The sequence below is a fragment of the Cyclobacterium sp. 1_MG-2023 genome, assembly GCF_030546805.1.
Lineage (GTDB): Bacteria > Bacteroidota > Bacteroidia > Cytophagales > Cyclobacteriaceae > Cyclobacterium.
The window spans coordinates 15,294-40,200 of sequence record NZ_JAUOPC010000015.1; the positions used below are offsets into that span (position 1 = coordinate 15,294).

Below are 24,907 nucleotides of genomic sequence, written 5' to 3' on the forward strand. Positions count from 1 at the left end.
TATGGCAAGGTTTAATTTCTACTTGAGGGAAAAATCTAAGGATAAAGAAACCCCAATACTATTATTCATCAGTTTTAATGGGAAACGTTTAAAATATTCCATTGAAAAAAGTATTCACCCTAAGTTTTGGAATGAAGATAAACAGCTTGCCAGAGTTGTTAAGGACTTTCCACTGGCCAAAATTTTTAATGAGGATCTTGAAAACATTAAAGCAGAAGCAAAAAAAGCTTTAGCAGGGTTGGAAAGAGATTTGACCCGGTATCCCTCCACTCAAGAACTTAAATCTAAAATAGATAGTGTCTTAAACAAAAGTGTAGTTCCAGAAAATGAAAGCAATGATAGTGTACCAACATTTTTAGAATTGTTTAAAAGGTTTATAAAAGAATCTGAGGATGGGACAAGATTAGCAACCACAGGAAAAAGGTTTGACAGAGGCACCATTCAAAAGTATAATACTGTATATGTAACCTTGCAAAGATTTAGTGAAAAATTCTTTTTGAGTTTTGATACCATTGGCAAGGACTTTTATTCAAAGTTTACAGGCTACCTGAATAGAGAAATATCGAAAACTGTCAATGGGAGAAAAGAAATAATCAAACCAAGTTATACTGTCAATACAGTTGGGAAATACATTCAGGTAATAAAAACCTTTATGGCCTATGCAACCGAAAATGGATACAACAGTAATTTGTATTTTCAGTCCAAACAATTCAAAGCACACAATACACCTGGATTTTCTATTTATCTCAATGAAGACGAAATTAACCAAATCTATGAACTGGATTTAAGCAAAACCCCACACTTTGAACGTGTCCGAGACTTGTTTATAGTTGGTTGCTGGACTGGGTTAAGGTTTTCTGATTTTACGGCCATCAAACCTGAAAACATTAAAGATGAATATTTAGAAATCAAGACGTTTAAAACAGGTGAAAAAGTGATTATTCCCATCCATCCGATGGTTAGAAAGATCATGGCCAAATACGATGGTCAGTACCCAAACAGTTTGCCCCCGGCCATATCAAACCAAAAAATGAATGCCTACCTAAAAGAGATTGCAAAACAGGTGGACTGCCTTAAAGAATTGGTGGAGGTGGAACGCATCAAAGGAGGCTTTAAGACAACTACAAAACAAAACAAATGGGAACTTGTCACAACCCATACCGCCAGAAGATCTTTTGCCACTAACGTGTATAAAAGTGGTTTTCCTGCCATCAGTTTAATGAAAATCACAGGCCACAGGACAGAAAAATCCTTTTTGCTTTACATCAAAGTTACCCCTGAGGAAAACGCAAAACAATTATTAGATCATTGGAGGAAATCAATTTTAAAAGCTGGGTAATATGGAAGAGGAATTAAAAAAAATATTGATGAAAGATTTGGAGGTTTTGAAAAATGATCCAAGATTTATTGAATACAATAAAGCCTTTATGAAATGGAAGGAGGAACAAATTTATGATTATAAAAAGACAAAAAAAAGTCTTAAACATATTTTTCGAAGTCAAGGATTAGTCCTTCCTAAAAACTGGGGCGAACTTTTTTATAGTTGGGTTTTGAGTGTTCCAATTGGATCTGAGGTTAGAGAAATAATGGCATCATTGCCTAGTGAAAGGAAAGTTTTTGAATTACAGCCAATTCCAAGAAATTACTTTATTGAATGGGCTAAGGAAGAAACACAAAGATTGTTGGGTACAGATTTAATTCAAAAACCTGAAAGAGAAAAGCCATTAAAAGATGAAACAAATGCTGTTAAATACTTTCTGTTAGATCACTTTTTTAAGGGGAATGATGAATTTAACAAATTGAAGTTTAAAGATCAGGAAAACCTTTTAGGGTTTATTCTAAGTTGTCGTTCTGATACGGTAAAACACATCAAAAATAATGCTTATAAGGAAAAACCTGACGGGAAGTATATTACAATTAAATCTAAAGATAGATTTGATGAATTGTTGGAAAAATTAAAAATGGGGGAAATTCTTTAATCCCCCTGCCTTATCCCCCTGCCACCTTTGAATTAAATAAAATTAATCAAAGGTTATGACAAATCTAATTTTAAGTACTTATACCCCTGAAGAACTAACAGGGATTATTCACAAAGCAATCAGGGAGGTCGTAAAAGATATACAGCCTCAAAACTCTACCCAGCCTAGTGAAACACTGCTAACGAGAAGAGAAACAGCAGACAAGCTGAAAATATCACTTGTGACTTTAAACGACTGGACGAAAAGGGGGATTATTCAATCTTACCTTATTGGTGGTCGTGTCCTTTATAAGGATAGCGAAATAGAAGCATCCCTTCATAAAACACAAACTGTAAAATACTAATCCGATGCTACTAAAAAAAGAAGTGGCACCAATCGGATTAGATCCTATTGATGCCGGAACCGCTTTAGATATCGAATCAAAAACAGTACTCAAAGATACTATTTATTGGGGTTTATGTTTCACCAAAACCGCTAAATCCCTATGAAAAAGTATAAGATACCAATTACAAGACTTGCCCCCTGTGGAAACATTATTTCTTTTAATACAGAAGTTGTTTTAATCAAGCCATCACTGGCAAAATTTACCTTTTGGCACCATTCCAAAATCGTTGGTTCCATCGTTTGTGAAGTTGGTAACATGGCCATCAATGATGCAACAGACTTTTTGTTGGAAGGCTATTTTAAATCAAACGAATTTAAGGAAACCACAAAAAAGGGGGGGGCATGGAACTAAGAGAAAGACAGGTACAAATTAACACTGACGCTGATTTGAATGATTTAGGTGAAGAGCTTGAAAATGCCACGAAATTAACACCTCAAGAGCCAGATCCTATAAAACCTAAAGAGTATGTAAAAGAATGGCTTAAAATGGCTAAAATTGACCCGAAAGAAAAGATTGATAGACCATCTGTCTGTTTATCTATCATTGATGGGGTAATAGAGGGAATAATCGGAACTTTGGGAAATTTTGCTTTGATAATTGGGAAAGCGAAATCCAAAAAGACTTTTAGTCTTGTCTTGTTTCTTTCGGCTTTGGTTGCAAACTGTACGGTATTTAAAAAATTCAAAGGGTTACTGCCTGACAAAAAATCAAAGGTGGTATTCTTTGATACAGAGCAATCCCGGTATCATGTTCAGAAGTTTTATCACAGAGTTTGCAAAATTTTGGGTATAGAAGATCCGGTAAATTTAGAATGCTACTGCCTGAGACAATTCACCCCATCAGAACGACTGGAAATAATTGAATATTATATCAATACAGAACCTAATTTGGGATTTGTGGCTATTGATGGAGTAAGGGATTTGGTAAACTCTATCAATGATGAAGAGGAAGCCACAAAGATAGCCTCCTGTTTACTGAGGTGGACAGAACAAAAGAATATCCATATTATCACTGTCCTGCATCAGAACAAAAGAGATGAAAACGCACGTGGCCATTTAGGGACTGAATTAGTCAATAAAGCTGAAACTGTACTTTCCGTTTCCTTAGATCCTCAGAATAAACAAATATCTGTGGTGGAGCCTGAATTTTGCAGGGATAGAGAGCCTGGAATTTTCGCATTTACAGTTAATGAAAATGGCTTGCCTGAATTGGTGGAGGGATGGGAGAAAGTGGAAACTAAAAGCAACAAAACACTTTCACCAAGTGAAATAGAGCCTAATTATCATAAGGAGAGGTTACAAGAATTATTTAGTGGCCTCGGGGATGAAATCAAGGGTGGTGAATTAATTGATGGGTTAAAAACAATCTTCGATATAGGGGTTACTCGAGCAAAAGAATTTAGGACTTATTATCTATCGAAAAAATGGATAATAAGAAATGGTAAGAGTACCAGCCCTAATCAATATTATACCTTAAATCATAAATAACATACTTAGTTAGTTGGATGGTCATATATAGGGATAGCCGACTAACTAAGTTAAAATTTTGACTAGGTTACTTGGTTAAACAAGTTTCTAACTAAGTAACCTAGTTATAATTATAGTGTCATGAAATCAATTTTAGATATAGAAGTCAGTTGTTTTGAAAATTACAATACCCCAGCTAAACCGAAAGCAGTCAATTTGTTGCAATGGCTAAATTCAGCTAAATACAAAAAGCAAGTTGATGATATCAGGTCACAGGATGATAAGGGTAAAAGGGATGAATTAAAAGCTAAACTGCCATGCATTACACCAAGTGGACTTTTTACATATCGAAGCCAAAACAATTTGGTTAGGCATTCAGGATTTATTCAAATTGACTTAGATCCTGTTACTAAAAACAAAAAGAACCTTGAAATATCGAATTGGGATGACTTGAAAAATGAACTTTCCAAGCTACCTCAAATTGCTTATTTGGGAGAGTCTGTATCAGGCAAGGGTTATTGGGGGTTGATCCCCATTCCCCCAGAGCCTGAAAAGCATAAGAGTTATTTTGAATCATTGTTTGATATTTTTCTTAGTAATTGGGGTATCGAATTGGATGATAAGCCGAAAAGTATTGTCTCTTTAAGGGGGTATTCATACGATTTGAACGGTTATTTTAATCATAATGCAAAACAGTTCATTTTATTAAAAAAGTTTGTCACAGTTGCTAAAAATATCCCTGAAAGCAATTTTATTTCCAATAGGGATGGAAAATACGAATGGTTAGAAAACTGGATTTTATCCCAAATCTCACAAGCCATGCCGGGAAACAGGCACGATGCACGGTTAAAATATGCACGTTTGGCTGGTGGACTGATTGCAGGGGGTTATTTGCCCCAATCAGTGGAGGAAAGCATAATTAGTAACTACTTAGCACAATATGGAAGTATAGACCCTGAGACCGCCCAAAAAAAAGAAATTAATGCCATCAGGGATGGGGTTAAGGATGGATTAAAATTTCCTGTGGATCCTCCACCAACCAAATGCTTATTTGTGCCATTCACAGAAATAAAGGATTATTCAAAAAAGGCATTTAAGATTTGGCAGGGGGACGATATATTTTATATCCCTAAGTCCACCGTATATGATGTTATAAAAATTGGTTTTTATGTTTCTGAATATTTTTTGAAATCTGAAAGTAAGCCTCCAAAATACCAAGCAGATGCATGGAAAGAATTTATTCATAATTCTGACTTTATAAGTCAAATTCCTAAATCCAAATTATTAACTAATTATAGCTATGAAAATGAAGAAGAAAACAGAAGAATTGAGGCAAAGATTAACTCTACTGAATATAAAGTTAGAAAAGTTATCCAAAATATTAGAGAGGAAAATAAAAAGGAATCAAGCCTTAAAGACAAGATTAGAGATTGTGAGATTCCAAGCGGAGCAATACTTGAAAACAAAGAGCTTCTTAAAAGATACCGAGCAAAATACGGATATTAATTAAGTCAAAAACTAATATAATTTCGTAAATTACGACTAAAATACGGGTGTAAGATAAGTTTTATAGGAAACCGTTAAATATTAATTTAATGTAAATTTTTACTAATATGAAAAAGATAATTTATTTAATAGTTTTACCTGTAATTCTTTTATCATGTAATAATCAGAAAACAGTAGAAATTACACCAACCTATTTTTTTCAAATGTACTCAGATAAAGATTCAAAGATTACTAAAGCTTTTGGAAGAGAATTTGGAGATACGCTTACCCTAAATAATAAATATGTAATTGATGATTCATCAGCTTATGTTTGGGCTTGGAAGACTACCGAAAAAATCAATTCCTCTCAAAACGCTAATAATAAAGATAATGTTTTATCTAGTGTTAATGAGTTTAAATTGTTTGATGAGAATGGCGTAGATATTACTTATAGCGTTTCATTTGTGGGGATAGAGAATTACCCCAATCCAATAAAATAACTTAGTTAATATGGGGAAATTTGAAAAGGGAAATCCGGGCAGGCCAAAAGGGGCTAAAAATAAAATTAATACCCAAATGAGGGATTTAATCCAAAGTCTGTTTGATAACAACTATCAAACTATCCAAGAAGACTTGGAAGCACTGGAACCAAAAGATAGATTAAAATTCCTTTCTGATTTGTTGCCGTATTTGTTGCCAAAACTTCAAAGCACCACACACAGTCAAGAACTTAATTTTGATAGCATGACAGAGGAGGAACTTGATATTTTAATTGATAGAATAACTAATGAATAAATTACCGGGTTTGAAAAAACACTGTGAGAAATGAAAAAAGACCATAATTTCAATTTCAGAAAAGAAGTATTAAAAGCACTTCACAAAGGTATTATTGGAAAGGTGGAGGCTAAAGAATGTTTGAAGAGGGATTTTGAAAGACAAGAAATTCCTGTGTTTTACTTTAGCCAAATGAAAAAAAGTTCATTGTTAGTTTATGTAGATGCCCTTGAAAAAATGGGTATTATTAACCCTTTAATTAGATTGGATGGCAGTTTCCCGGAATGATAAAGAGCAAATTGTAAAGGCTTATATTGAGAAATCCATTACAAGGGAGGAAATGGATTACTTGCTAAAAAATGGTTGTGCTATTACTCAAACTGAATGGGTTTATAACAATGAGGGTGAAAAAAACAAGCAAGAACAAAAAAGGCGTTTATTAAGGAGGGTTTTTGGTCATTCAATTTCCGGGATTGAGTGGTGTAGCAGTTAATATGTTTTACAAGATTGTTTTATATATATATGATTTACACAAAATAAACTTATGAAAGCAAACATAGAAATTAAGGTAGGTGACAATAAGTACTATAAACAATTAATTTTATTGAAGTTGGGAAGTAATGTGGTTTTGCTTTTTACATTTTGTTTTTTTTCCTGTTCGGTATTTGATGAACCACCTAATAGTTCAGATTATGGTCAGGTATATGATATAGATGGAAATAAATACCTTACTATTGAGATTGGAAACCAAATATGGATGGCAGAAAATTTGAAAACCACTTCTTTTTCAAATGGGGATCCAATTCAAGAGATAAAGAAAGATTCAGAATGGGGAAGGGCTTTAAATGAACCTGAGGTAATAAAACCTGCGTGGAGTTATTACGAAAATAACATTTCTTTTAATGAGGATAATGGGAAGCTGTATAATTGGTACGCAATTGCGGACAATAGAAATTGTTGTCCTGATGGATGGAGGATACCTACTAAATCAGATTTTGAAACTATGTTAAGTTCTTTGGGTGACAAGAAAAAGGCAATTCGGAGTATAAAGAAAGAAGGTGATATTTGGCCAAAATCCGACAAGGCTAATAACAATAGTGGGTTCTCGGCTTTTCCTTCAGGTTATAGGAATAATGGTGGAAATTTTTTTGATTTTGGTAAAGTAGCTTGTTTTTGGACTAGTGATTCCTTCATAGGAAGTTATTCTAGATCCGTGAAAGAGGGTTTTTTTACCTCGGAAAACTTAGATGACTACGTGTTTAATGGGTATTCTAAAGAATATGGATTGGGGGTTAGGTGTATTAAGGAATAGGTTTTGATTTTACTTAGTTACTTTATTGAGCCCCTATGTCTATGATTGACTAACTAGGTTAGTTTTTTTTTAAGTTTTAAAACGTTTAATGACATACTATGCTAACCTTTTTAGGTGTAGACTGTCCCCTATACTGTCCCCCGAAAAACAAAAACCCCAAATACTGAAAGTATAAGGGGTTTAATGTAGCCTCGGCAAGAATCGAACTTGCATCTAAAGTTTAGGAAACTTCTATTCTATCCATTGAACTACGAGGCTAATTATTTGTTAAGAAAGGGGGACCAATTGATTTGCAGGGTTTTAACCTGGTAAGGCCTGGTCATTGGGATCTTTTTCCCTTAAAAACACCGCAATTTAAACCATTATTTTTCTATTACGCAAATAAAATTTAGTCTTATTGTTCTTTTTGATATTATTACCTTATCTTTGCAGTCCAAAAATTAACGATGGACGGGATCCATCAATTAACTAAAAGTCAATATAATATGGCAGTAAAAATCAGATTAGCACGTAGAGGTCGTAAAAAAATGGCCATCTATGATGTAGTAATTGCTGATGCTAGGGCTCCACGAGATGGACGCTTTATCGAGAAAATCGGGTCTTACAACCCAAATACTGACCCTGCATCCATTAACATCAACAACGACCGAGCGTTGAAATGGTTGATGAATGGTGCGCAACCAACCGATACTGTGAAAGCGATGCTTTCTTATCGTGGAGTCATGTTGAAAAAACACCTTCAAGTGGGTGTTGTAAAAGGTGCAATTACGCAAGAGCAAGCGGATGAAAAATTCCAATCTTGGTTAGAAGGCAAAGAGAAAGCCATTTCTAGCAAGGTAGAGAAGATTCAATCTGCTAAAGAGAGCGTTAAAAAAGCAGCATTGGAAGCAGAAACTGCTAAAAACCAAGCTCGTCTTGACGCGATCAAAGAAAGAGAAGATGCAGCCAAAGCTGCAGCTGAGGCTGAAGCCAAAGCCGCTGAAGAAGCTGCTGCTCCTGCAGAAGAAGCGCCAGCTGAAGGAGAAGCTCCTGCAGCCGGAGAAGAAGCATCGGAAGACAAAGCATAAACTGATCTACAGCCATGAACAAAGACAATTGTTACCAATTGGGCCATATTGCCAAAGTTCATGGGCTACATGGAGAGGTTTTACTAGTGCTGGATGTTGATTATCCCGATGACTATGATGGTCTAGGACATGTATTTGTGGAGAATGGTAACAGGTTGGTACCTTATATTTTGGAGCACATGGTACCACAGCCCAATAACAGGTTTTTAGCCAAGTTTGAGGAATTTGATCATGTAGACAAAGTAAAACCCATGGTTGGTTCGGCTTTATACCTGCCGGTTACCGCGCTCCCGGAACTTGATGAGGACCAGTATTATTTTCACGAATTGGTGGATTTTCTGGTTGTAGACGAGGAACTTGGGGAGTTGGGGAAAGTTAAGGTGATCTATGATATGGAGACCCAAGACTTGATTGGCATGGAATACAAAGACAGAGAAGTACTCATTCCTTTAAAGGATGGGATCATACAAAAAGTAGATAAGGCAGAGAAAAAAGTTTTCTGTCGCTTGCCTGAGGGCTTGGTTGACATTTATCTGGAAGATTGATAGCTGATGCATATTGATATCATAACCGTTTTACCCGGCCTGCTTGAAGGTCCCTTTTCTCATTCAATTTTGAAGAGGGCTGAAGAGAAAGGTTTGGCAAAAGTGGAAGTTCATGATCTAAGAACTTATGGTATTGGTAAGCAGAAGACTGTAGATGGTTATGCTTTTGGTGGTGGCGCAGGAATGGTCATGATGATCGAGCCCATAGCCAATTGTATCAATTCCCTAAAGAAATTAAGGGATTATGATGAAATTATCTACATGACACCTGATGGTGAAACATTTAATCAGGGAATGGCAAACACTTTGTCATTGAAAAAAAACCTTATCATTCTTTGCGGCCATTATAAGGGCGTAGACGAAAGGGTAAGGGAACATTTCATTACAAAGGAGATCAGCATAGGTGATTTTGTGCTTTCAGGAGGAGAACTTCCTGCGGCATTGATAACAGATGCGATTATAAGGTTGCTTCCAGGTGTTTTGAATGATGAGACTTCTGCTTTGACAGATTCTTTCCAGGATGGCCTATTGGCGCCTCCGGTTTTTACCAGACCTGCAGATTATGCTGGATGGAAGGTACCTGAGGTTTTGCTTTCGGGACATGCTGCTAAGATTGAGTCATGGAGGTTTGAACAATCGGTACGTCGCACTCATGAAAGGAGGCCTGACTTAATGCAAGGCGAATACTCCAAGGAGAATGACGATAATAATATAGAACGAAAAGATAATTAAGGATACTTTTAAAGTGTCCAGGAAAGCGATAAGCAAAATAGTAAAGCAATGAGCGAACTACTTATTAAATTCGTAGAACAGGAGTACAAGGATGTAAGGTCCAAATTCCCGTCTTTTAAGGCAGGAGATACTATTAATGTTCACGTAAAAATTACTGAGGGTGCTAAAGAAAGAATACAGCAGTTTCAGGGAACCGTGATTCAAAGAAAAAATGTTAATACCAATGGTGAAACTTTTACCGTAAGGAAAATTTCTAATGGTATTGGTGTAGAAAGAATATTCCCAATCATCTCTCCAAGCATTGAAAAAATTGAAGTTTTGAGAGAAGGTAAAGTAAGAAGAGCCAGATTATTCTACTTGAGAGGAAGACATGGTAAGTCCGCAAGGATTAAAGAAAAAATCAGGGTAAAAAAATAATTACCTTGACCATTCAATCATTAAAAGGGAACCGCAGGGTTCCCTTTTTTTTTGTCTCGGATATAGTGTATTGTTTTACTTTTTCGGATTCATTCCATAGTATATAAGTTTTTAGCTTAATCCTTCCGTGTAAAATTTTTTGTAAACAGGATAGTGCAGGATAGTCATTTGGTTTATTTTAAGTTTATTTCATTGCAATAAGTAATATTAAAAATTTATAATAAAACCCAAATAATTATGAGAAAACGATATGATTGGATGCAATCCTATCTTCGAATCCTTATGACTTTTCTGATGGTAATGTTTGTAATGATGGGCTATTCCCGCCAGGCAAGCCAAATTTCAGGAATAGTGGTGAGTGTGGATGATAATGAACCATTACCGGGTGTGTCTATTCTGGTTAAAGGTACCAGTCGGGGAACCGTCACAAATATGGAAGGAGCATTCTCGGTTCAAGCTGCTCCCGGTGATGTTCTCACAGTAAGTTTTATAGGTTTCGAAAGCCAAGAGGTAACCATCTCCGGTGGGCGAACCAACTATGAAATTTCTATGGAATCTTCCATGGGCGATTTGGGAGAAGTAGTGGTGGTAGGATATGGGTCCCAAAGAAAAGCAGACATTACCTCAGCAGTGTCTGTGATCAATATGGACAATATTGGAGAAGTGCCCACCACCAATGTTTCAAGGTTGTTGCAGGGACAAGCTGCAGGAGTGCAGGTAAGACAAAATTCCGGAAGGCCCGGAGAAGAAATGGAAGTTACCATTAGGGGAATAGGTTCTTTAGGGGCAGGTAGTCAACCACTGTATGTTGTAGATGGATTCCCTGTTGGTACTTCATTGGGGCAAAGTCTCAATCCTTCAGATATAGAGAGCATGACCGTATTGAAAGATGCTGCTTCCACAGCTATTTACGGTGCGAGAGGTTCCAATGGAGTAATTTTGATCACAACAAAATCAGCCAAAGAAGGAACTGTAAACCTTGATTTTGTTGTCAATCAAGGCGTGCAAAATATCCCCGATGGAAGAAGGACCAAAATGATGAATGGGGTTGAGTTTGCCCAGTTTAAACACGATAGTTTTGTAGACAGGATCAGGTATTACGAAAACAGGGAACCTTCCATTGAAGAAGTTCCCCTTGAATTTCGATACCCAGAGCAAACAACCGTCTCCACAGATTGGTTTGAGGAAATTCTCAATCAAAATGCAAGATTTCAGAATTACAATGTAAGCCTGTCCGCCGGTAAAGGTGGCATTCGCTCTCTAGTATCGGTGGGGTATATCAATCAGGAAGGAGCGGTAATTGAAACCGGCTTTGAAAGATTTAATGTAAGAGCAAATATCGGGGGCAAGATCAATGATTTTATAAGCATGGGTTGGAATATCGCCGCCTCCCGCTCCAACGAAGACTATGCGTCTACCAATGGTAGAAGTGCTTTGATTGGGCGTGCTTTATGGGCGGATCCTCGGTATCCTGTATACAATGAGGATGGAAGCTTCAATGATTATATTGGAGGAACCAACGGTGTTTTTGGTACTGCCAATGTAGTGCAGGAATTGCATGAAATGGAGCGGACCCTTTCAGAAAATAACCTTTTAACCAATGGCTTTTTAGAATTTTCCTTTTTGAAAAATTTTAAATTTAGAACCTCTGTAAACGCCATTCTAGACAATACCGAACAAAAAGAATTCAGGCCTTCTACCTTGGCAGGAACAGGATTTAATCAGGCGCCGCCCAGGGAGGCTACTTTGTACCAAAGAAGGAATGAAAGACTTAATATAGCGGCAGATCAATTGCTGTCTTACAGTAAGATTTTTGGCAACCACAGGGTGGATGGTTTGTTAGGCTATTCTGTACAAGAGGAAACCTACAAGTATCTACAAGGGAATGGCAATGAGTTCCCCAATGACCAGGTAACCTATTTAAGTGCGGCCATTAGGCAGACTTCTACCTCAGGAGAAGCGGATTGGAGTCTGATGGCCTATTTTGCAAGGGCCAATTATTCCTTTAATGATAAATACCTGTTCTCTGCTTCATTTAGACGAGAGGGGAGCTCAAGGTTTGGTGCGAATAATAAATGGGGTAATTTCCCGGCTTTTTCAGCAGGATGGAGGATTTCTGAAGAATCTTTTATGCCTGAAACCCGCTGGATTACCGACATGAAATTAAGGGCCAGTTTTGGTGTTACGGGTAACAATGCGATTGGTAACTATTCAAGTTTGTCCAATATGGCCATTTCGAATTACGTGTTGGGCGGAAGCATTGCCAATGGACAGGTCCTTTCCAATTTTGCCAATGCGAATTTAGGTTGGGAACAATCCCAACAAACAGATATAGGTTTGGATTGGGCCATGTTTGACAATAGGCTTATTCTAACCGCAGAATATTACAATCGGCTTACCAACAATATGCTCCTTTCCGTTGAGATGCCTGTAATTTCAGGATTTACCCAATCTTTGGACAATGTAGGTAAAGTACAAAACAGAGGGCTGGAGTTGGCTTTGGACTACAGAACCATGATCAATCAGGTAAACATCAGGTCCAACCTGAACCTGACTATCAATAGAAACAAGGTGTTGGAAATTAGGGGAGAAAATGACGAAATCTGGGCAGGTGGGTTCTATAGTACTTACAATGTAGCCCAAGTCGGAAGGCCATTGGCCATGTTTCATGGCTTCAAAATGGTAGGTATTTTTAATACTGATGCCGAAATTGAGGCTTGGCCGGATCAGGATGGAGCCGTACCCGGTACCTATAAGTATTTTGATGCCAACGGGGATGGGGTGATTTCCTATGACCAGCAGGACATGATTGAAATAGGTAATCCCCATCCGGATTATATTATAGGTTATACGCTGGGTGGAGATTTTAAGAATTTTGATTTTAACCTAATGTTTACCGGGGCTTTTAATTACGATGTTTTTAGAAATATAGAGGCCACCACCATGAATATGGATGGGGTGTTCAATATCCTTCAATCAGGAGTTAATCGCTGGAGATCTGCCGAAAATCCTGGAGACGGCAGAGGGGCCACTACCAATACTTGGAAATGGCAGCGGGAATCAAATTCCAGATATGTGTATGATGCTAGTCATGTGTGGTTGCGAAACATTACCTTAGGGTATACCATTCCTAAGAATCCCGTAGTTCCCCATGCAAGGGTGTTTTTCAGTGCAGAGAATCCGTTTTTATTTACTTCATTTCCCGGTACCAATCCGGAAGTCAACACCAGAGGAGGTATCAATATAGGGGTAGATGATGAAGCTTATCCAATGCCCAGAACTTTCACTTTAGGTGCAACAGTAAGATTCTAAATCATAAAATGACTTAAGACATGAAAAAATACATTAATACATTGTTCATTGGCCTGGGTGTTTTATTTGCTAGCACATCCTGTGATGATGAATTTCTTAATAAAACCGATCCTACAGTTTTGGTATCGGATAATTTTTACCAGACAGAAACGCAACTTGTACAGGCCGTTAATGGTGTATATGGTCAATTGAGGCCATGGCATTTAAGTCAATGGCAGTATACAGAATTTATCTCAGACAATACGACCCTGCATTTTAATCCGGGGAATAGGGGAAATGGACCAAGCTTAGAAGCCCTTGAGTTTTGGCAATATAATCCGGCTACTTCAAATATTACCAATCTGTACAACAGCACCTACGGTATCATGGTCAATGTCAATACCAGCTTGAGCAAGTTGCCGGAATCCAATGCCTCGGATGCGATCAAAAACAGGTCTGAGGGGGAATTGAAAATGATTAGGGCTTACCTTTATTTTCATTTGGTGCAACATTTTGGAGATGTGATTGTCATCACTGAACCGGTGAGCTCTCCTGCAGAAGCTTTTGAATACAACAGGTCTCCGGTGGAAACTGTTTACCAGCAAATCCTCTCAGATTTGAATGATGCAGTTGCTTTACTGCCTTCAAGTTATGGTGCGGATGATATTGGCAGAGTTACCAAAGGAGCAGCTTTAAGCTTGCTGGGTAAAGTACACCTGACCAGAAAAAATTATGCCGAAGCCATTGATGCCTTGACCCAGGTTACTTCCTTGGGTTATGATTTGCTTCAGGATTATGGGGCTGTTTTTGATCCGCAAAACAAAAATCACCAAGAATCCATTTGGGATATTCAGTATCAGGGAGATAATCAATTCGGTGTGGGAAGTAATTTCATTTACACCTTTGCACCAAGGGAGTCAGTTGGGGCAGTCATCGATTTTCCGGGTCAGGATGGTGGTGGATGGAATACGCCCACCAATGAAATAATCGCTTTGTATGAGGAAGGAGATTTAAGAAAAGAGGTGTCTTTGAAAGAAGGTTATACCAGCCTTGAAGGTACTTATATAGCTGTGCCTTATATCAATAAGTTTCACCACCCCCATTCCATCAGAGGAGTTACCAATGACAATTGGCCTGTAATCAGATATGCAGATGTGTTGTTAATGCTTGCGGAGGCCATCAATGAAGAGGAAGGTCCCACAGGAACAGCCTTAGGGTACCTGAATGAGATTCGAGACAGGGCCGGGTTGGAGCCGGTAAATGGCTTGGGTAAAGATGAGTTCAGAGAAGTGCTCCTTAATGAACGCAGGATAGAACTGGCATTTGAAAACCATCGCTGGTTTGATTTGAAACGGACGAAGACTGAAAGTGAGTTGGTAAATATGCTCAATGCCTATGGGTTAAGAGAAAGAGAAAACCCTACCACCTCCAGAGAAGGTATTCCATTTTCTAACAATGACTTTATATTTGAGGCCCATGAGATTTTGTTTCCAATTCCACAGGATCAAATGAGGATCAATTCTTCATTGGTACAGAATCCCGGTTATTAATTTTTATCTTTTTATTGGGTTTCAGAGGACTATGGTTTTCTGAAACCCAATTACTTTTATTAAACATTGCCAGAATATTTAATTATTCGCTTTGATGAAGATTGATTTAAAGATTATGAAATTCTTTTGTTTTTTAAAATTCAAAATATAATTTTTTTAATTCAAGTTTTTCGGATAGAACTATGATATACCTATCTGATTTGTAGGGGAAAGTGTGATTTATTTTTTCAGCACAGTACAGGACAGTTTTAGAAAAAATTAGGGTTTAATTGTGATTAAATTCATCATTAAACTGATGAATGAGTCAATTTACCCACTCAATTTAACCTATTTATTATGAAAAAAAATTGTTACCAATTTTTGGATAGCAAGCAGTTATTTACCCTTTTGGCTGCTTTGTTATTGAGTTTCGCTTCTTATGCGCAAAGCACCGTTTCCGGTGTTGTTCGCTCAGAAGGCGATAACGAAACCATACCGGGAGTGTCGGTATTGGTAAAAGGGACCACTCGAGGAACAGTTACTGATCTCGATGGGAAGTTTCAGGTAGAAGCTGCTGCAGGAGAAGTTCTTTCAGTAAGTTATATCGGGTACGCCACCAAAGAAATTACAATTCAAGGTGGTCAAACGCAATATGATGTAACCCTTGCATCTTCCATGAGTGACCTATCTGAGGTAGTTGTGGTAGGATACGGTAGTCAGTTGAAGAAAGAGATTACCGGAGCGGTACAAACCCTTGATGGAGATGACTTGATGGATATTCCCGCCACCCAAATAGGGCAAAAGCTTCAGGGGCAACTAGCCGGGGTTCAGATCAACCAAACCACAGGTAGACCGGGTCAGGGCATAAATGTTCGAATCAGGGGGCAATTGTCTGTTTCCGCAGGGAGTGATCCGTTATATGTAGTGGATGGTTTTCCTATCACGGGAAATATCTCTACTTTAAATCCGGATGAGATTCAGGACATCACAGTTTTGAAAGACGCTGCATCTACTTCACTTTACGGTTCTAGGGCAGCGAATGGTGTGGTTCTAATCACTACTAAAAGAGGTAAAGCAGGACAGTCGAGTGTTTCTCTCAATGTGTACAAAGGTTTACAAAATGTACCTCATTACAACCGTCTTGAAATGATGGATGCCGTTGAGTTTGCCCAGTTCAAAAAGGAATATTATGAAGATGCAGGCAGGGATGTTCCAGAGATGTTTCAGAACCCGTCTTCTTATGAAGGACAAACCCAAGATTGGTACGATGCCTTGTTACAAACCGCACCAATATCTAATTACAACCTGACCATTAACTCCAATACAGAAAAAATGAGTACCTCTGTAGTGGCAGGTTATTTTGATCAGGAAGGTGTAGTGCTTAATACAGATTATGAGCGTTTTTCCTTAAGGATCAATTCGGATTATAAGGCTTCTGAGAAAGTTTCTATGGGATTCAATATTGCCCCACAATACATTCGGGACAATACGCCTAGAACAGATGGTTCAAGAGGTACAGGTATATTGTTCAATGCTTTACATGCTTGGCCAAATATGCCAATTTACGATGACGAAGGTGAATTGACTTATTACAATAGATTCCCGGCAGAAACAGGTAATATCTTTGCCTATCCAAATTATGTGCGTTCTGCACTGGAAATCACTAATGAGACCAAGCAGACCAACTTGCTTTCCAACGCATACGTTCAATATGAGCCAATTGAAGGTTTGGTGGTTAAATCGACGATCAATGCAGAGATAAGAAATAGCAAATATTTTTATTTCAACCCCTCTACAGCTACCCAAGGAATCAACATTGCTATTCCAGCTGTTGCATCCTCTGTTAGGGATCATTATGATCATTTCAGCTGGTTGAATGAAAATACGGTTACTTACAACAAATCCATTAATGACCATAGTTTCGAGTTGTTAGGTGGGTTTACCAACCAGAAGTATAGAAGAGAAAGAACCAGAATATCAGCAAACACCTATGCGGATGATAGGCTTCCAACCATACAAGGCGCCATCAATATTAGTAGAGGTGGTACTTCATCTGATGTTCAGGAATGGTCTTTGACCTCCTTTCTTTCCAGATTGACTTACAACTTTAAAGGTAAATACTTAATGACAGCAGCCATTCGAGCTGATGGTTCTTCCAGGTTTGGAGCAGAAAATCGTTGGGGTGTATTCCCTTCTGTTTCCGCAGGTTGGGTTTTGTCTGATGAAGGTTTCTTGAATACCAGCGATAAAGTTTCCTTTGCCAAAATCAGAGGTAGCTTTGGGGTGACAGGTAACAATAATATTGGTAATTATACGCAGTACGCTTTGGTTAACAATACTGTAAATTCTGTGTTTGACAATACAGTAGTACCGGGAGCAGCGATTACCTCCTTATCTAACCCTTACCTAGGTTGGGAAACAACCAGACAATTTGATATAGGACTTGATTTAGGTTTATTTGATGATAGGGTAACATTCATTTATGATTTTTACGCTAAAAATACTTCCAACCTGTTGTACAATGTGCAGATTCCTCAAGAGGCCGGTTTTGGAAGCTTCACAGATAATATCGGTGAAATCAAATTCTGGGGACATGAATTTTCTATCTCTTCCAGAAATACGGAGGGAAGATTGGTGTGGACAACCAATGCCAATATTTCCTTTAATAGGAATGAGGTAGTAGCCTTGGCCGATGGAATTGACAGGGTTTATGGTTCTTATCATATTACGCAAGTAGGACAGCCTTTTGGTCAATTTTACGGCTTGAACAAATTGGGTAATTATATGAATCAGGAAGATTTAGACAATTCACCACAGGTTCCGGGTAGATCTACGGTAGGATCTATTAAACTGGAAGACGTAAATGGCGATGGTATTATTACTCGTGGTGGTGACAATGATGACCGAACCATTATAGGTAACCCATTCCCTGACTTTACTTACGGCATTACCAATAATTTCAAATATGGAAAATGGGATTTGAACATCATTGCTTCCGGTTCTCAAGGTCATCAATTGTACATGAGACACCTATACAGTACTGCCAATTTGGATGGTGTGTTTAACATGGTTGCTAAAGCCACGGATCGTTTCCGATCGCCTGAGGATCCCGGAGAAGGAATCTTCGGTACCACAGTTGGAGGTGGTAATGTGACAGGAATTGAAAGAGATTGGGCAAATAGTAATTTTGTTTGGGATGCTTCTTTCTTCTCTATTAAAAACATTACTCTTGGATATGATATTGGCAAGATTGCCAATGTGGTGAAAGCAGCCAGGCTATACGCTTCAGTTCAGAATGTCTATATTTTTACTCCATACTGGGGTGGTGGTAATCCTGAGGTTAGTCAAGACAATGGTAGTGGAGATGGTGGAAACCTAAGCCCAGGAGTTGACCTTACAGGTTATCCAATTCCGCGTACCTTCACTATCGGTGCAAACATTACATTCTAATCAGGCTTTTTACCTTAATTTGATTAAAAATGAAAAAAATAAATATATTCATTGTGCTTTTGGGTATTATGGTGTCAAGCTGTGAAGAGTTTTTGACCCTATCACCTGAAACGGCACTAAGTTCAGCCACCTTTTATAAAACAGAGGCGGATTTTGAACAAGCAGTTAATGCTACATATGCCCCGTTGCGTTCTATAGCAAATAGCCGATCTTGGTTATTGTGTGAAATGCGATCTGACAATACAATTTATGCTAGAAATATCAATTTTGGAGCCACAGAGCAACAAGAAGATATTTCCGACCATGCCTTGCCGGAAGCTGATGGAATTACTTCCAACGGCCATGTACTCAGTCAGTATCGTCAAGACTATTTGATCATTGCCAGAGCCAATCAAATTCTTTCGGTTATTGATGAGGTAGAGTTTGACCAAACAAGTAAGGATAACCTTAAAGGCCAAGCCCTTTTCTTAAGAGGATATGCCTATTATGAGTTGGCAAGGTATTTTGGTGGAGTGCCGCTTCATTTGGAGCCGGTAACTGCTCGTGAGGAAGCTGCGTTGCCTGTTTCCCCGGAAGCAGATATTTACAATCAGCTTATTAGTGATATTCAAGCCTCTATTTCAATGCTTCCTGTTCGGTCCTCTCAGGGCGTAGGAAGGGCTTCAAAAGGAACGGCTCAAATGTTATTGGCGGATGTTTACATTACCCAAAAGAAATGGGCAGAGGCTGAGACTTTGTTAAGAGCGATTGTTAATAGTGGAGAATATGAGCTTATTGGAAACTATGAAGACGTGTTTTCTGAAAGTGTAGGTAATAAAAACAATATGGAATCCTTATTTGAAGTTCAGTTTCTCGAAGGACCTGAAGGCCTGAATAGTAGCTTCTTGTATAGTTTTATGCCTCGACCGATTTCTTCTCAGGAGTTACAGCCAATTACGGGTACTTCCAATACTCAAGGACTTGATGGTGAAGGTAATAATGTTCCTACGCCGGATATTATTGAGGCATTCGAAGATGGAGATTTGAGAAAGGATGCGTCTATCGCTTATGTAGAGATTGAAGGTAGTGACAGGGAAGATAAAGTATATCCCTACATTAAGAAATATGCAAAACACCATGATTTACACGGAAATCATGGCACCAATTGGCCTATTTACAGGTATGCAGAAGTTTTACTTTTCTTGGCAGAAGCCCTTAATGAGCAAGGTAAAACAGCAGAGGCAGCGGCATACCTTAACCAAATCAGAGATAGAGCAGGTTTGGAAGCCACTACCGCTTCAAGTCAGAGCGATATGAGAGAAGCGATCTTTAAAGAAAGAAGAGTTGAATTTGCTTTTGAGAACAAAAGATGGTTTGATATCACCAGGGCCGACAGGGTTCAGGAGATCATTGGTGCATTTGGTCAAAGAGCTATGGCCAATCCTCTGGATTATTATTATCCTGAAGGGGCGACGTTTAGGGATCATGCTTTTTCAAACATCACTAAATACTATGCATTACCTGCAGCGGAAGCGGAGATAACCCCTCACTTCTAATCAGGTTTGTATTTAAATTTAAATCTCAATAAGGGTTTAAGGTACAACGGAAAGCGACAAAGCTTTCCGTTGTTTTTTGGGTTTTTATGACCAAAGGTTTTATTTCGACATTATTGGTTATCATAAGCTGCGAATTTGGGTTAATTTTAAAATTGGTTTCAAGCCTGTGGTAAACAATTGATTGTAGGAAGCTGAATTAACAACAAACTTATGTATAAAATTAAAATGATGAAGAATTGGCTAATGGCCGGCCTGATCCTGTTAATGATGGGTTCATGCGGGCAAAGCGATGGCGATCAGAAGGAGGTACATCCCAAAGTAGCCAAATTAAAATTGCCGACAGGTTTTGAAGCCGAACACCTATACAGCCCCGGAGAAAATGATCAGGGCTCTTGGGTAGGGATGACTTTCGATGACAAAAATAGACTCTTGACCGTCGATCAATATGGAGCAATTTATCGATTGGAAGTTCCTGCAATTGGATCAGACTCATTGACTCCCACTGTTCAAAAACTGATCATAGGAGATAATGGAGACGACAAAATTGGAATGGGATATGCCCAAGCCTTATTGTATGCTTTCAATAGCCTGTATGTTATGGTTAATCACCGTGCCAATGATGATTTTGACAAAAGCACAGGTCTCTATAGACTACAAGACACCAATGGTGATGACCAATTTGATAAAATAACCACCTTAAAAGAATTTACCGGAAGTCCTGGTGAACATGGTCCACACAGTATGGTTGTTTCTCCTGATGGTCAATCCATCTACATTGTTGTAGGTAACCATATAGATGTTCCGGAAATGGACCATTATAGGATTCCACGTGTATGGGAGAATGACAACCTGATCCCTGAAATCAAGGACCCCAGAGGCCATGCGAACAGCAGAGGTGCACCGGGAGGATGGGTAGCTAAAATTGACCCTGAAGGTAAAGAATGGGAATTGGTAAGTGTGGGTTATAGAAACCCCTTTGATGTAGCCTTCAACGAAGTAGGTGACTTGTTTACCTATGATTCTGATATGGAATGGGACTTTGGAATGCCGTGGTACCGTCCTACACGAATTAACCATGTAACCAGTGGAAGTGAATATGGATGGAGAACAGGAAATATGAAATGGTCTCCGGAATATACAGACAACCTTCCGGCAGTGTTGAATATCGGACAGGGATCACCAACCAATGTTTTTTATGGAAGCAAAGCCAAATTTCCGGAAGAATACCGCAATGCATTGTATGCATTCGATTGGAGTTTTGGGATCATGTATAAAATTAATCTTACTCCTAGTGGAGGTTCCTATTCCGCTACAGGTGAGGAATTTATTTCAGGTTCACCTTTGCCATTAACAGATGGAGTAATTGGACCTGATGGAGCGCTGTATTTTATGACAGGAGGAAGACGTTTGGAGTCTGACTTGTACCGGGTTCATTATACAGGAGACTTGAGTGGAGAGAGTAAAGGAGGCCTTACAGAGGCAGATTTACCTGAGGAGCATAAAATAAGAAGAAGTCTGGAAGCTTACCATACAGGGGCTAAATCCGGTGCGATTGATTTTGCTTGGCCATATTTGAGCTATAGCGATCGCTTTGTTCAGTATGCCGCAAGAATTGCGGTGGAACATCAGCCATTGTCCGAATGGCAAAGTAAAGCCCTTAATGAAACCAATACCAAGGCCTTGACACAAGCCATTATTGCCTTGGCAAGACATGGAAAAGCTTCTCAAAGAGACCAGATGATTCAAGCTTTGATGAAAGCTGATTATGGATCGCTTGATGAGGGAGACAAAATGAATTTGGCCAGGGCTTTTGAAGTAGTAATCGCCAGACATGGAAACCCATCAGGAGCGGTAAGAAATCAATTGATAGCCTATTTGGATGAGCATTTCCCTGCAGAGACCAATGAAATAAACAGGGTTATGGGTAAAGTCTTGGTTAAATTGGAAGCTCCATCCGCTGTGCCTAAGTTATTGGGCATGTTGGACGAAGCAGAAGATGATCCTAATTTCCAAAAAACCCTTACAGCTTCCTCTGATTTGATCATGAGAAACCCAAGGTATGGATTGGATATCGCCAATATGCTGGCCAATGTTCCACCGGCACAACAGACTTATCTGGCCACTGTGCTTGGAGGTGCGAAAGCAGGTTGGGATGAATCTTCTTATGAAGAATATTTTAACTGGACCAATAACGCCTTCCAATACAAAGGAGGAAGAAGTTATGTGGGCTTTATAGACCGGGCAAGGAAGATGGCACTAAGTACCGTTCCAAAATCCAAATTTGATCATTATGATGAATTGTCCGGTGGAAAAAGACTTTCAGGTTCAGGAAACGAAATTGTAGAAACGACTATTCAGCCTGAAGGCCCGGGTAAAAGATGGACAGTGGAAGAAGCAGCACCTTTGGTAGAGGATCTTAAAGGAAGAGATCTGGAAAAAGGCAAGGCCATGTTTAATGCCACGCTTTGTAGCTCATGTCATGCCATGGGAGGTGAAGGTGGAGTTGTTGGGCCGGACCTTACGCAATTAGGTACCAGGTTTAGCCCTAAAGATATCCTTGAAGCAACAATTAATCCGAATGATGTCATTTCAGATCAATATGCTGCAATGGTTTTCGTTATGGGAGACAAGTCTTCTGTGGTGGGTAGACTCCTTAGAGAAGATGAAACGACTTACTATGTGTCCCAAAATCCTTTTTCTCCGGATATGATTATGGAGATACCAAAGGATAAAGTGACAAGCACCAAAGAGTCTGAAGTTTCAGTGATGTTACCCGGCTTGGTCAATAGACTTAATGCAGAGGAGCTAAAAGATTTGATGGCATACCTTGTGTCAGGAGGAAATCCCAATCACGAAGTGTATCAATAAACTTTAAATTAATATGAATTTCAGGCCAAGCAAGTATTGTTTGGCCTGAAAACTTTCAACCTAAATCATCACCTAATGAAAAATATACTTAAAATAACCTCAGTGCTTGCATTTTCTGCACTGACCTTTGCCTGTGGCTCCGGCCAACAAAAAGAGGAAACTGCAACTGTTCAAGAGGAAAGTCCTGCCAAGGCAGATTCAAATGATGGCTTTGTCAAGATTTTTGATGGTGAAAGCCTGAATGGTTGGGATGGAGATGCCACCTACTGGAGGGTGGAAAATGGCACCATAGTAGGGGAGATTACAGAAGAGACCAAATTGGAAAGAAATCATTTTATAATTTATCAAGGTGGTCAACCTGCAGACTTTGAGTTCAAAGCGGAGTTTAAAATTACTGAAGCAGGTAACTCAGGCGTCAATTATCGAAGTGAACCGGTGGAAGGTTTAGCGCATGCCCTTAAAGGTTACCAAGCAGATATTGACGGGAAAAATAATTATACAGGACAGAATTACGAAGAGAGAAAAAGAACAACACTAGCTTATATCGGTCAACAAACCAAGATTAATCCTCAAGAAAAAGAAGGCAACCTCAGAGCCAATGTGGAGAAAAATGCTTGGTTGGGCCTTGAAGTAGTGAAGGAATTAGGAGATAGGGCCGAAATGAGAAAAGTAGTGAAGTCCAATGATTGGAATGAAATACGTATTGTTGCCAAAGGCAACCGTTTGAAACACTATATCAACGGCACCCTTATGAGTGATGTTACTGATGAGGATCCTGCCAATAGCACTTCCAAAGGATATTTAGGCATGCAGGTGCATGTAGGGCCTCCAATGCAAGTAGCTTATCGCAATATTTATTTAAAAAATCTTTAATTTTAGCTGTTTATATAAATCGACAATGCCTTCACCGAGATGAACCCTACAGAGCAGGATAGTTTGCCGGAAATGGATTGTTATTTTAGTCAAATTAAGCTTAAAAAAATATATGAATCCAAAGAATCAGCGTTGGAAAGGGAAGGTAGGAAATGTAAAACAGCTGGGAGGTATCGAAACTGCCATATTGGACAATGGGACAGGCAAAGGTGTCAGAATAGCCAATATTGATACAGGAGCAGGATTTCGCTACCAGCTTGTTTTGGACAGGGCCATGGACATATCCACAGCCCAGTTTGGGGAGCATGGACTTGCTTGGATAAGCCATGTGGGCATTACTCCCCCCGCTCCATTTACTGCTGATGGTATAGATTGGTTAAGTACTTTTGGTGGAGGCTTACTTACCACTTGTGGTCTTTCGCATGTGGGAGGTCCTGAGAATGACGCGTATGGAAAGAGGGGATTGCATGGGAGGATTTCCAATAATCCTGCCGAGATCATTGCCATAAAACAACCGGACATTCATTCGGGAGATTTAGAAATGCATATTACAGGCTTGATTAAGGAATGCAGTGTGTTCGGGCCTAATCTTCTACTGAAAAGAACCATTTCCGGTATTTTGGGGCAGCCTTACCTTAAAATATCAGATGAGATTACCAATATCTCCAATGTTGAGGCTCCTCATATGTTGCTCTACCATGTTAATTTTGGTTGGCCTTTGGTAGATGAGGGGACGCAAATAATTTGGAATGGATCTTGGGAAGCCCGCGATGGTGGCCCAAACAATCGAATTTTTAATAAGGACAACGATTTTAAATCCTGTCCTGCGCCTATGGAAGCGCATAGCGGATTTGGTGAAGATGTGGCTTTTATCAAGCCAAGTCCTGAATCTGATGACCGTTGCAGAGCCGGTTTGTACAATTCATCCTTGGGTTTTGCTTTTAGGATGACTTTTGATAAAAGCCAACTGCCTTGGTTGATCAACTGGCAGCATTGGGGAGAAAATGAGTATGTTACCGCCTTGGAGCCGGGAACCAATCCTCCTTATGGACAAGCCCAAGCCAGGGAAGAAGGAACCTTGATCCTATTAAAACCGGGAGAAAAAAGAAAGTATGAATTGGTGTTTGACATTCTAACAAACAAGAAAAAAATTCAATCATTTATAGAAAACAAAGCGTAATACATTAACAATAAATCAA

The 24,907-nt window shown here is 38.9% G+C and carries 22 protein-coding genes and 1 tRNA gene; 22 read left to right on the top strand and 1 reads right to left on the bottom strand.

The genetic code is table 11. The features are described from left to right. The first annotated feature begins 1 nt into the window (after position 1). The 11 genes from Q4534_RS20180 (at position 2) to Q4534_RS20230 (ending at position 7,401) form a co-directional block, all read left to right on the top strand. Complete coding sequence (locus Q4534_RS20180; protein ID WP_303614963.1) at positions 2–1,339, top strand: site-specific integrase; 1,338 nt, start codon at positions 2–4, stop codon at positions 1,337–1,339. A gap of 1 nt (position 1,340) precedes the next feature. After that, positions 1,341–1,979 (top strand): hypothetical protein, encoded by a 639-nt coding sequence (locus tag Q4534_RS20185; protein WP_303614964.1) that lies wholly within the window; start codon positions 1,341–1,343, stop codon positions 1,977–1,979. A 55-nt stretch (positions 1,980–2,034) separates the two neighbouring features. Then, positions 2,035–2,322, top strand: coding sequence for a helix-turn-helix domain-containing protein (locus Q4534_RS20190; protein ID WP_303614965.1), 288 nt, complete (start codon positions 2,035–2,037; stop codon positions 2,320–2,322). 141 nt (positions 2,323–2,463) lie between these two features. Next, the gene (locus tag Q4534_RS20195; RefSeq protein WP_303614966.1) at positions 2,464–2,715 is read left to right on the top strand and encodes a hypothetical protein; all 252 of its coding nucleotides are present in this window, start codon (positions 2,464–2,466) and stop codon (positions 2,713–2,715) included. Further along, positions 2,706–3,851: an AAA family ATPase gene (locus Q4534_RS20200; RefSeq protein WP_303614967.1), complete on the top strand. Its 1,146-nt coding sequence runs from the start codon at positions 2,706–2,708 to the stop codon at positions 3,849–3,851. The genes Q4534_RS20195 and Q4534_RS20200 overlap by 10 nt, the downstream gene beginning before the upstream one ends. Before the next feature lie 120 nt (positions 3,852–3,971). Continuing rightward, complete coding sequence (locus tag Q4534_RS20205) at positions 3,972–5,336, top strand: BT4734/BF3469 family protein (RefSeq protein ID WP_303614968.1); 1,365 nt, start codon at positions 3,972–3,974, stop codon at positions 5,334–5,336. A gap of 107 nt (positions 5,337–5,443) precedes the next feature. Further along, positions 5,444–5,815: a hypothetical protein gene (locus Q4534_RS20210; protein WP_303614969.1), complete on the top strand. Its 372-nt coding sequence runs from the start codon at positions 5,444–5,446 to the stop codon at positions 5,813–5,815. Positions 5,816–5,825: 10 nt separating this feature from the next. After that, positions 5,826–6,110 (top strand): hypothetical protein, encoded by a 285-nt coding sequence (locus Q4534_RS20215; RefSeq protein WP_303614970.1) that lies wholly within the window; start codon positions 5,826–5,828, stop codon positions 6,108–6,110. Positions 6,111–6,140: 30 nt separating this feature from the next. After that, entirely contained in the window at positions 6,141–6,377 is a 237-nt protein-coding gene (locus Q4534_RS20220) for a hypothetical protein (RefSeq protein WP_303614971.1), read from the top strand. Beyond that, entirely contained in the window at positions 6,358–6,582 is a 225-nt protein-coding gene (locus Q4534_RS20225) for a hypothetical protein (RefSeq protein WP_303614972.1), read from the top strand. The genes Q4534_RS20220 and Q4534_RS20225 overlap by 20 nt, the downstream gene beginning before the upstream one ends. 51 nt (positions 6,583–6,633) lie before the next feature. Beyond that, entirely contained in the window at positions 6,634–7,401 is a 768-nt protein-coding gene (locus tag Q4534_RS20230; RefSeq protein WP_303614973.1) for an FISUMP domain-containing protein, read from the top strand. Between the two features lie 186 nt (positions 7,402–7,587). Here Q4534_RS20230 and Q4534_RS20235 read toward each other — a convergent pair. Continuing rightward, positions 7,588–7,659: transfer RNA gene (locus tag Q4534_RS20235), tRNA-Arg, on the bottom strand. A gap of 227 nt (positions 7,660–7,886) precedes the next feature. Here Q4534_RS20235 and Q4534_RS20240 point away from each other — a divergent pair. The 11 genes from Q4534_RS20240 to Q4534_RS20290 all read left to right on the top strand — a co-directional run bounded on the left by Q4534_RS20240 (position 7,887) and on the right by Q4534_RS20290 (position 24,888). Continuing rightward, a complete protein-coding gene (locus tag Q4534_RS20240) occupies positions 7,887–8,468 on the top strand; it encodes a 30S ribosomal protein S16 (RefSeq protein ID WP_303615081.1) in 582 nt (193 codons plus the stop codon). A gap of 14 nt (positions 8,469–8,482) precedes the next feature. Beyond that, positions 8,483–9,013 carry a ribosome maturation factor RimM gene (gene rimM / locus Q4534_RS20245; protein WP_303614974.1) on the top strand — a complete coding sequence of 177 codons (531 nt, stop codon included), beginning with the start codon at positions 8,483–8,485 and terminating at the stop codon, positions 9,011–9,013. A gap of 6 nt (positions 9,014–9,019) precedes the next feature. Continuing rightward, positions 9,020–9,745 carry a tRNA (guanosine(37)-N1)-methyltransferase TrmD gene (gene trmD, locus Q4534_RS20250; RefSeq protein ID WP_303614975.1) on the top strand — a complete coding sequence of 242 codons (726 nt, stop codon included), beginning with the start codon at positions 9,020–9,022 and terminating at the stop codon, positions 9,743–9,745. A 48-nt stretch (positions 9,746–9,793) separates the two neighbouring features. Continuing rightward, positions 9,794–10,162 (top strand): 50S ribosomal protein L19, encoded by a 369-nt coding sequence (gene rplS / locus Q4534_RS20255; protein ID WP_303614976.1) that lies wholly within the window; start codon positions 9,794–9,796, stop codon positions 10,160–10,162. Positions 10,163–10,399: 237 nt separating this feature from the next. Further along, positions 10,400–13,474 (top strand): TonB-dependent receptor, encoded by a 3,075-nt coding sequence (locus tag Q4534_RS20260; protein ID WP_303614977.1) that lies wholly within the window; start codon positions 10,400–10,402, stop codon positions 13,472–13,474. Between the two features lie 20 nt (positions 13,475–13,494). After that, complete coding sequence (locus Q4534_RS20265; protein WP_303614978.1) at positions 13,495–15,003, top strand: RagB/SusD family nutrient uptake outer membrane protein; 1,509 nt, start codon at positions 13,495–13,497, stop codon at positions 15,001–15,003. 336 nt (positions 15,004–15,339) lie between these two features. Continuing rightward, complete coding sequence (locus Q4534_RS20270; RefSeq protein WP_303614979.1) at positions 15,340–18,432, top strand: TonB-dependent receptor; 3,093 nt, start codon at positions 15,340–15,342, stop codon at positions 18,430–18,432. Between the two features lie 29 nt (positions 18,433–18,461). Next, entirely contained in the window at positions 18,462–19,967 is a 1,506-nt protein-coding gene (locus Q4534_RS20275; RefSeq protein ID WP_303614980.1) for a RagB/SusD family nutrient uptake outer membrane protein, read from the top strand. Positions 19,968–20,177: 210 nt separating this feature from the next. After that, entirely contained in the window at positions 20,178–22,835 is a 2,658-nt protein-coding gene (locus Q4534_RS20280; RefSeq protein WP_303614981.1) for a c-type cytochrome, read from the top strand. Positions 22,836–22,910: 75 nt separating this feature from the next. Beyond that, positions 22,911–23,708, top strand: coding sequence for a DUF1080 domain-containing protein (locus Q4534_RS20285; protein WP_303614982.1), 798 nt, complete (start codon positions 22,911–22,913; stop codon positions 23,706–23,708). A 112-nt stretch (positions 23,709–23,820) separates the two neighbouring features. Next, positions 23,821–24,888 (top strand): aldose 1-epimerase family protein, encoded by a 1,068-nt coding sequence (locus Q4534_RS20290; protein WP_303614983.1) that lies wholly within the window; start codon positions 23,821–23,823, stop codon positions 24,886–24,888. Positions 24,889–24,907: the final 19 nt, after the last annotated feature.

Coding starts and splice junctions, on each gene's coding strand:
- Q4534_RS20180 (WP_303614963.1), top strand. CDS start 2: ATGGCAAGGTTTAATTTCTACTTGAGGGAAAAATCTAAGGATAAAGAA.
- Q4534_RS20185 (WP_303614964.1), top strand. CDS start 1,341: ATGGAAGAGGAATTAAAAAAAATATTGATGAAAGATTTGGAGGTTTTG.
- Q4534_RS20190 (WP_303614965.1), top strand. CDS start 2,035: ATGACAAATCTAATTTTAAGTACTTATACCCCTGAAGAACTAACAGGG.
- Q4534_RS20195 (WP_303614966.1), top strand. CDS start 2,464: ATGAAAAAGTATAAGATACCAATTACAAGACTTGCCCCCTGTGGAAAC.
- Q4534_RS20200 (WP_303614967.1), top strand. CDS start 2,706: ATGGAACTAAGAGAAAGACAGGTACAAATTAACACTGACGCTGATTTG.
- Q4534_RS20205 (WP_303614968.1), top strand. CDS start 3,972: ATGAAATCAATTTTAGATATAGAAGTCAGTTGTTTTGAAAATTACAAT.
- Q4534_RS20210 (WP_303614969.1), top strand. CDS start 5,444: ATGAAAAAGATAATTTATTTAATAGTTTTACCTGTAATTCTTTTATCA.
- Q4534_RS20215 (WP_303614970.1), top strand. CDS start 5,826: ATGGGGAAATTTGAAAAGGGAAATCCGGGCAGGCCAAAAGGGGCTAAA.
- Q4534_RS20220 (WP_303614971.1), top strand. CDS start 6,141: ATGAAAAAAGACCATAATTTCAATTTCAGAAAAGAAGTATTAAAAGCA.
- Q4534_RS20225 (WP_303614972.1), top strand. CDS start 6,358: ATGGCAGTTTCCCGGAATGATAAAGAGCAAATTGTAAAGGCTTATATT.
- Q4534_RS20230 (WP_303614973.1), top strand. CDS start 6,634: ATGAAAGCAAACATAGAAATTAAGGTAGGTGACAATAAGTACTATAAA.
- Q4534_RS20240 (WP_303615081.1), top strand. CDS start 7,887: ATGGCAGTAAAAATCAGATTAGCACGTAGAGGTCGTAAAAAAATGGCC.
- rimM (WP_303614974.1), top strand. CDS start 8,483: ATGAACAAAGACAATTGTTACCAATTGGGCCATATTGCCAAAGTTCAT.
- trmD (WP_303614975.1), top strand. CDS start 9,020: ATGCATATTGATATCATAACCGTTTTACCCGGCCTGCTTGAAGGTCCC.
- rplS (WP_303614976.1), top strand. CDS start 9,794: ATGAGCGAACTACTTATTAAATTCGTAGAACAGGAGTACAAGGATGTA.
- Q4534_RS20260 (WP_303614977.1), top strand. CDS start 10,400: ATGAGAAAACGATATGATTGGATGCAATCCTATCTTCGAATCCTTATG.
- Q4534_RS20265 (WP_303614978.1), top strand. CDS start 13,495: ATGAAAAAATACATTAATACATTGTTCATTGGCCTGGGTGTTTTATTT.
- Q4534_RS20270 (WP_303614979.1), top strand. CDS start 15,340: ATGAAAAAAAATTGTTACCAATTTTTGGATAGCAAGCAGTTATTTACC.
- Q4534_RS20275 (WP_303614980.1), top strand. CDS start 18,462: ATGAAAAAAATAAATATATTCATTGTGCTTTTGGGTATTATGGTGTCA.
- Q4534_RS20280 (WP_303614981.1), top strand. CDS start 20,178: ATGTATAAAATTAAAATGATGAAGAATTGGCTAATGGCCGGCCTGATC.
- Q4534_RS20285 (WP_303614982.1), top strand. CDS start 22,911: ATGAAAAATATACTTAAAATAACCTCAGTGCTTGCATTTTCTGCACTG.
- Q4534_RS20290 (WP_303614983.1), top strand. CDS start 23,821: ATGAATCCAAAGAATCAGCGTTGGAAAGGGAAGGTAGGAAATGTAAAA.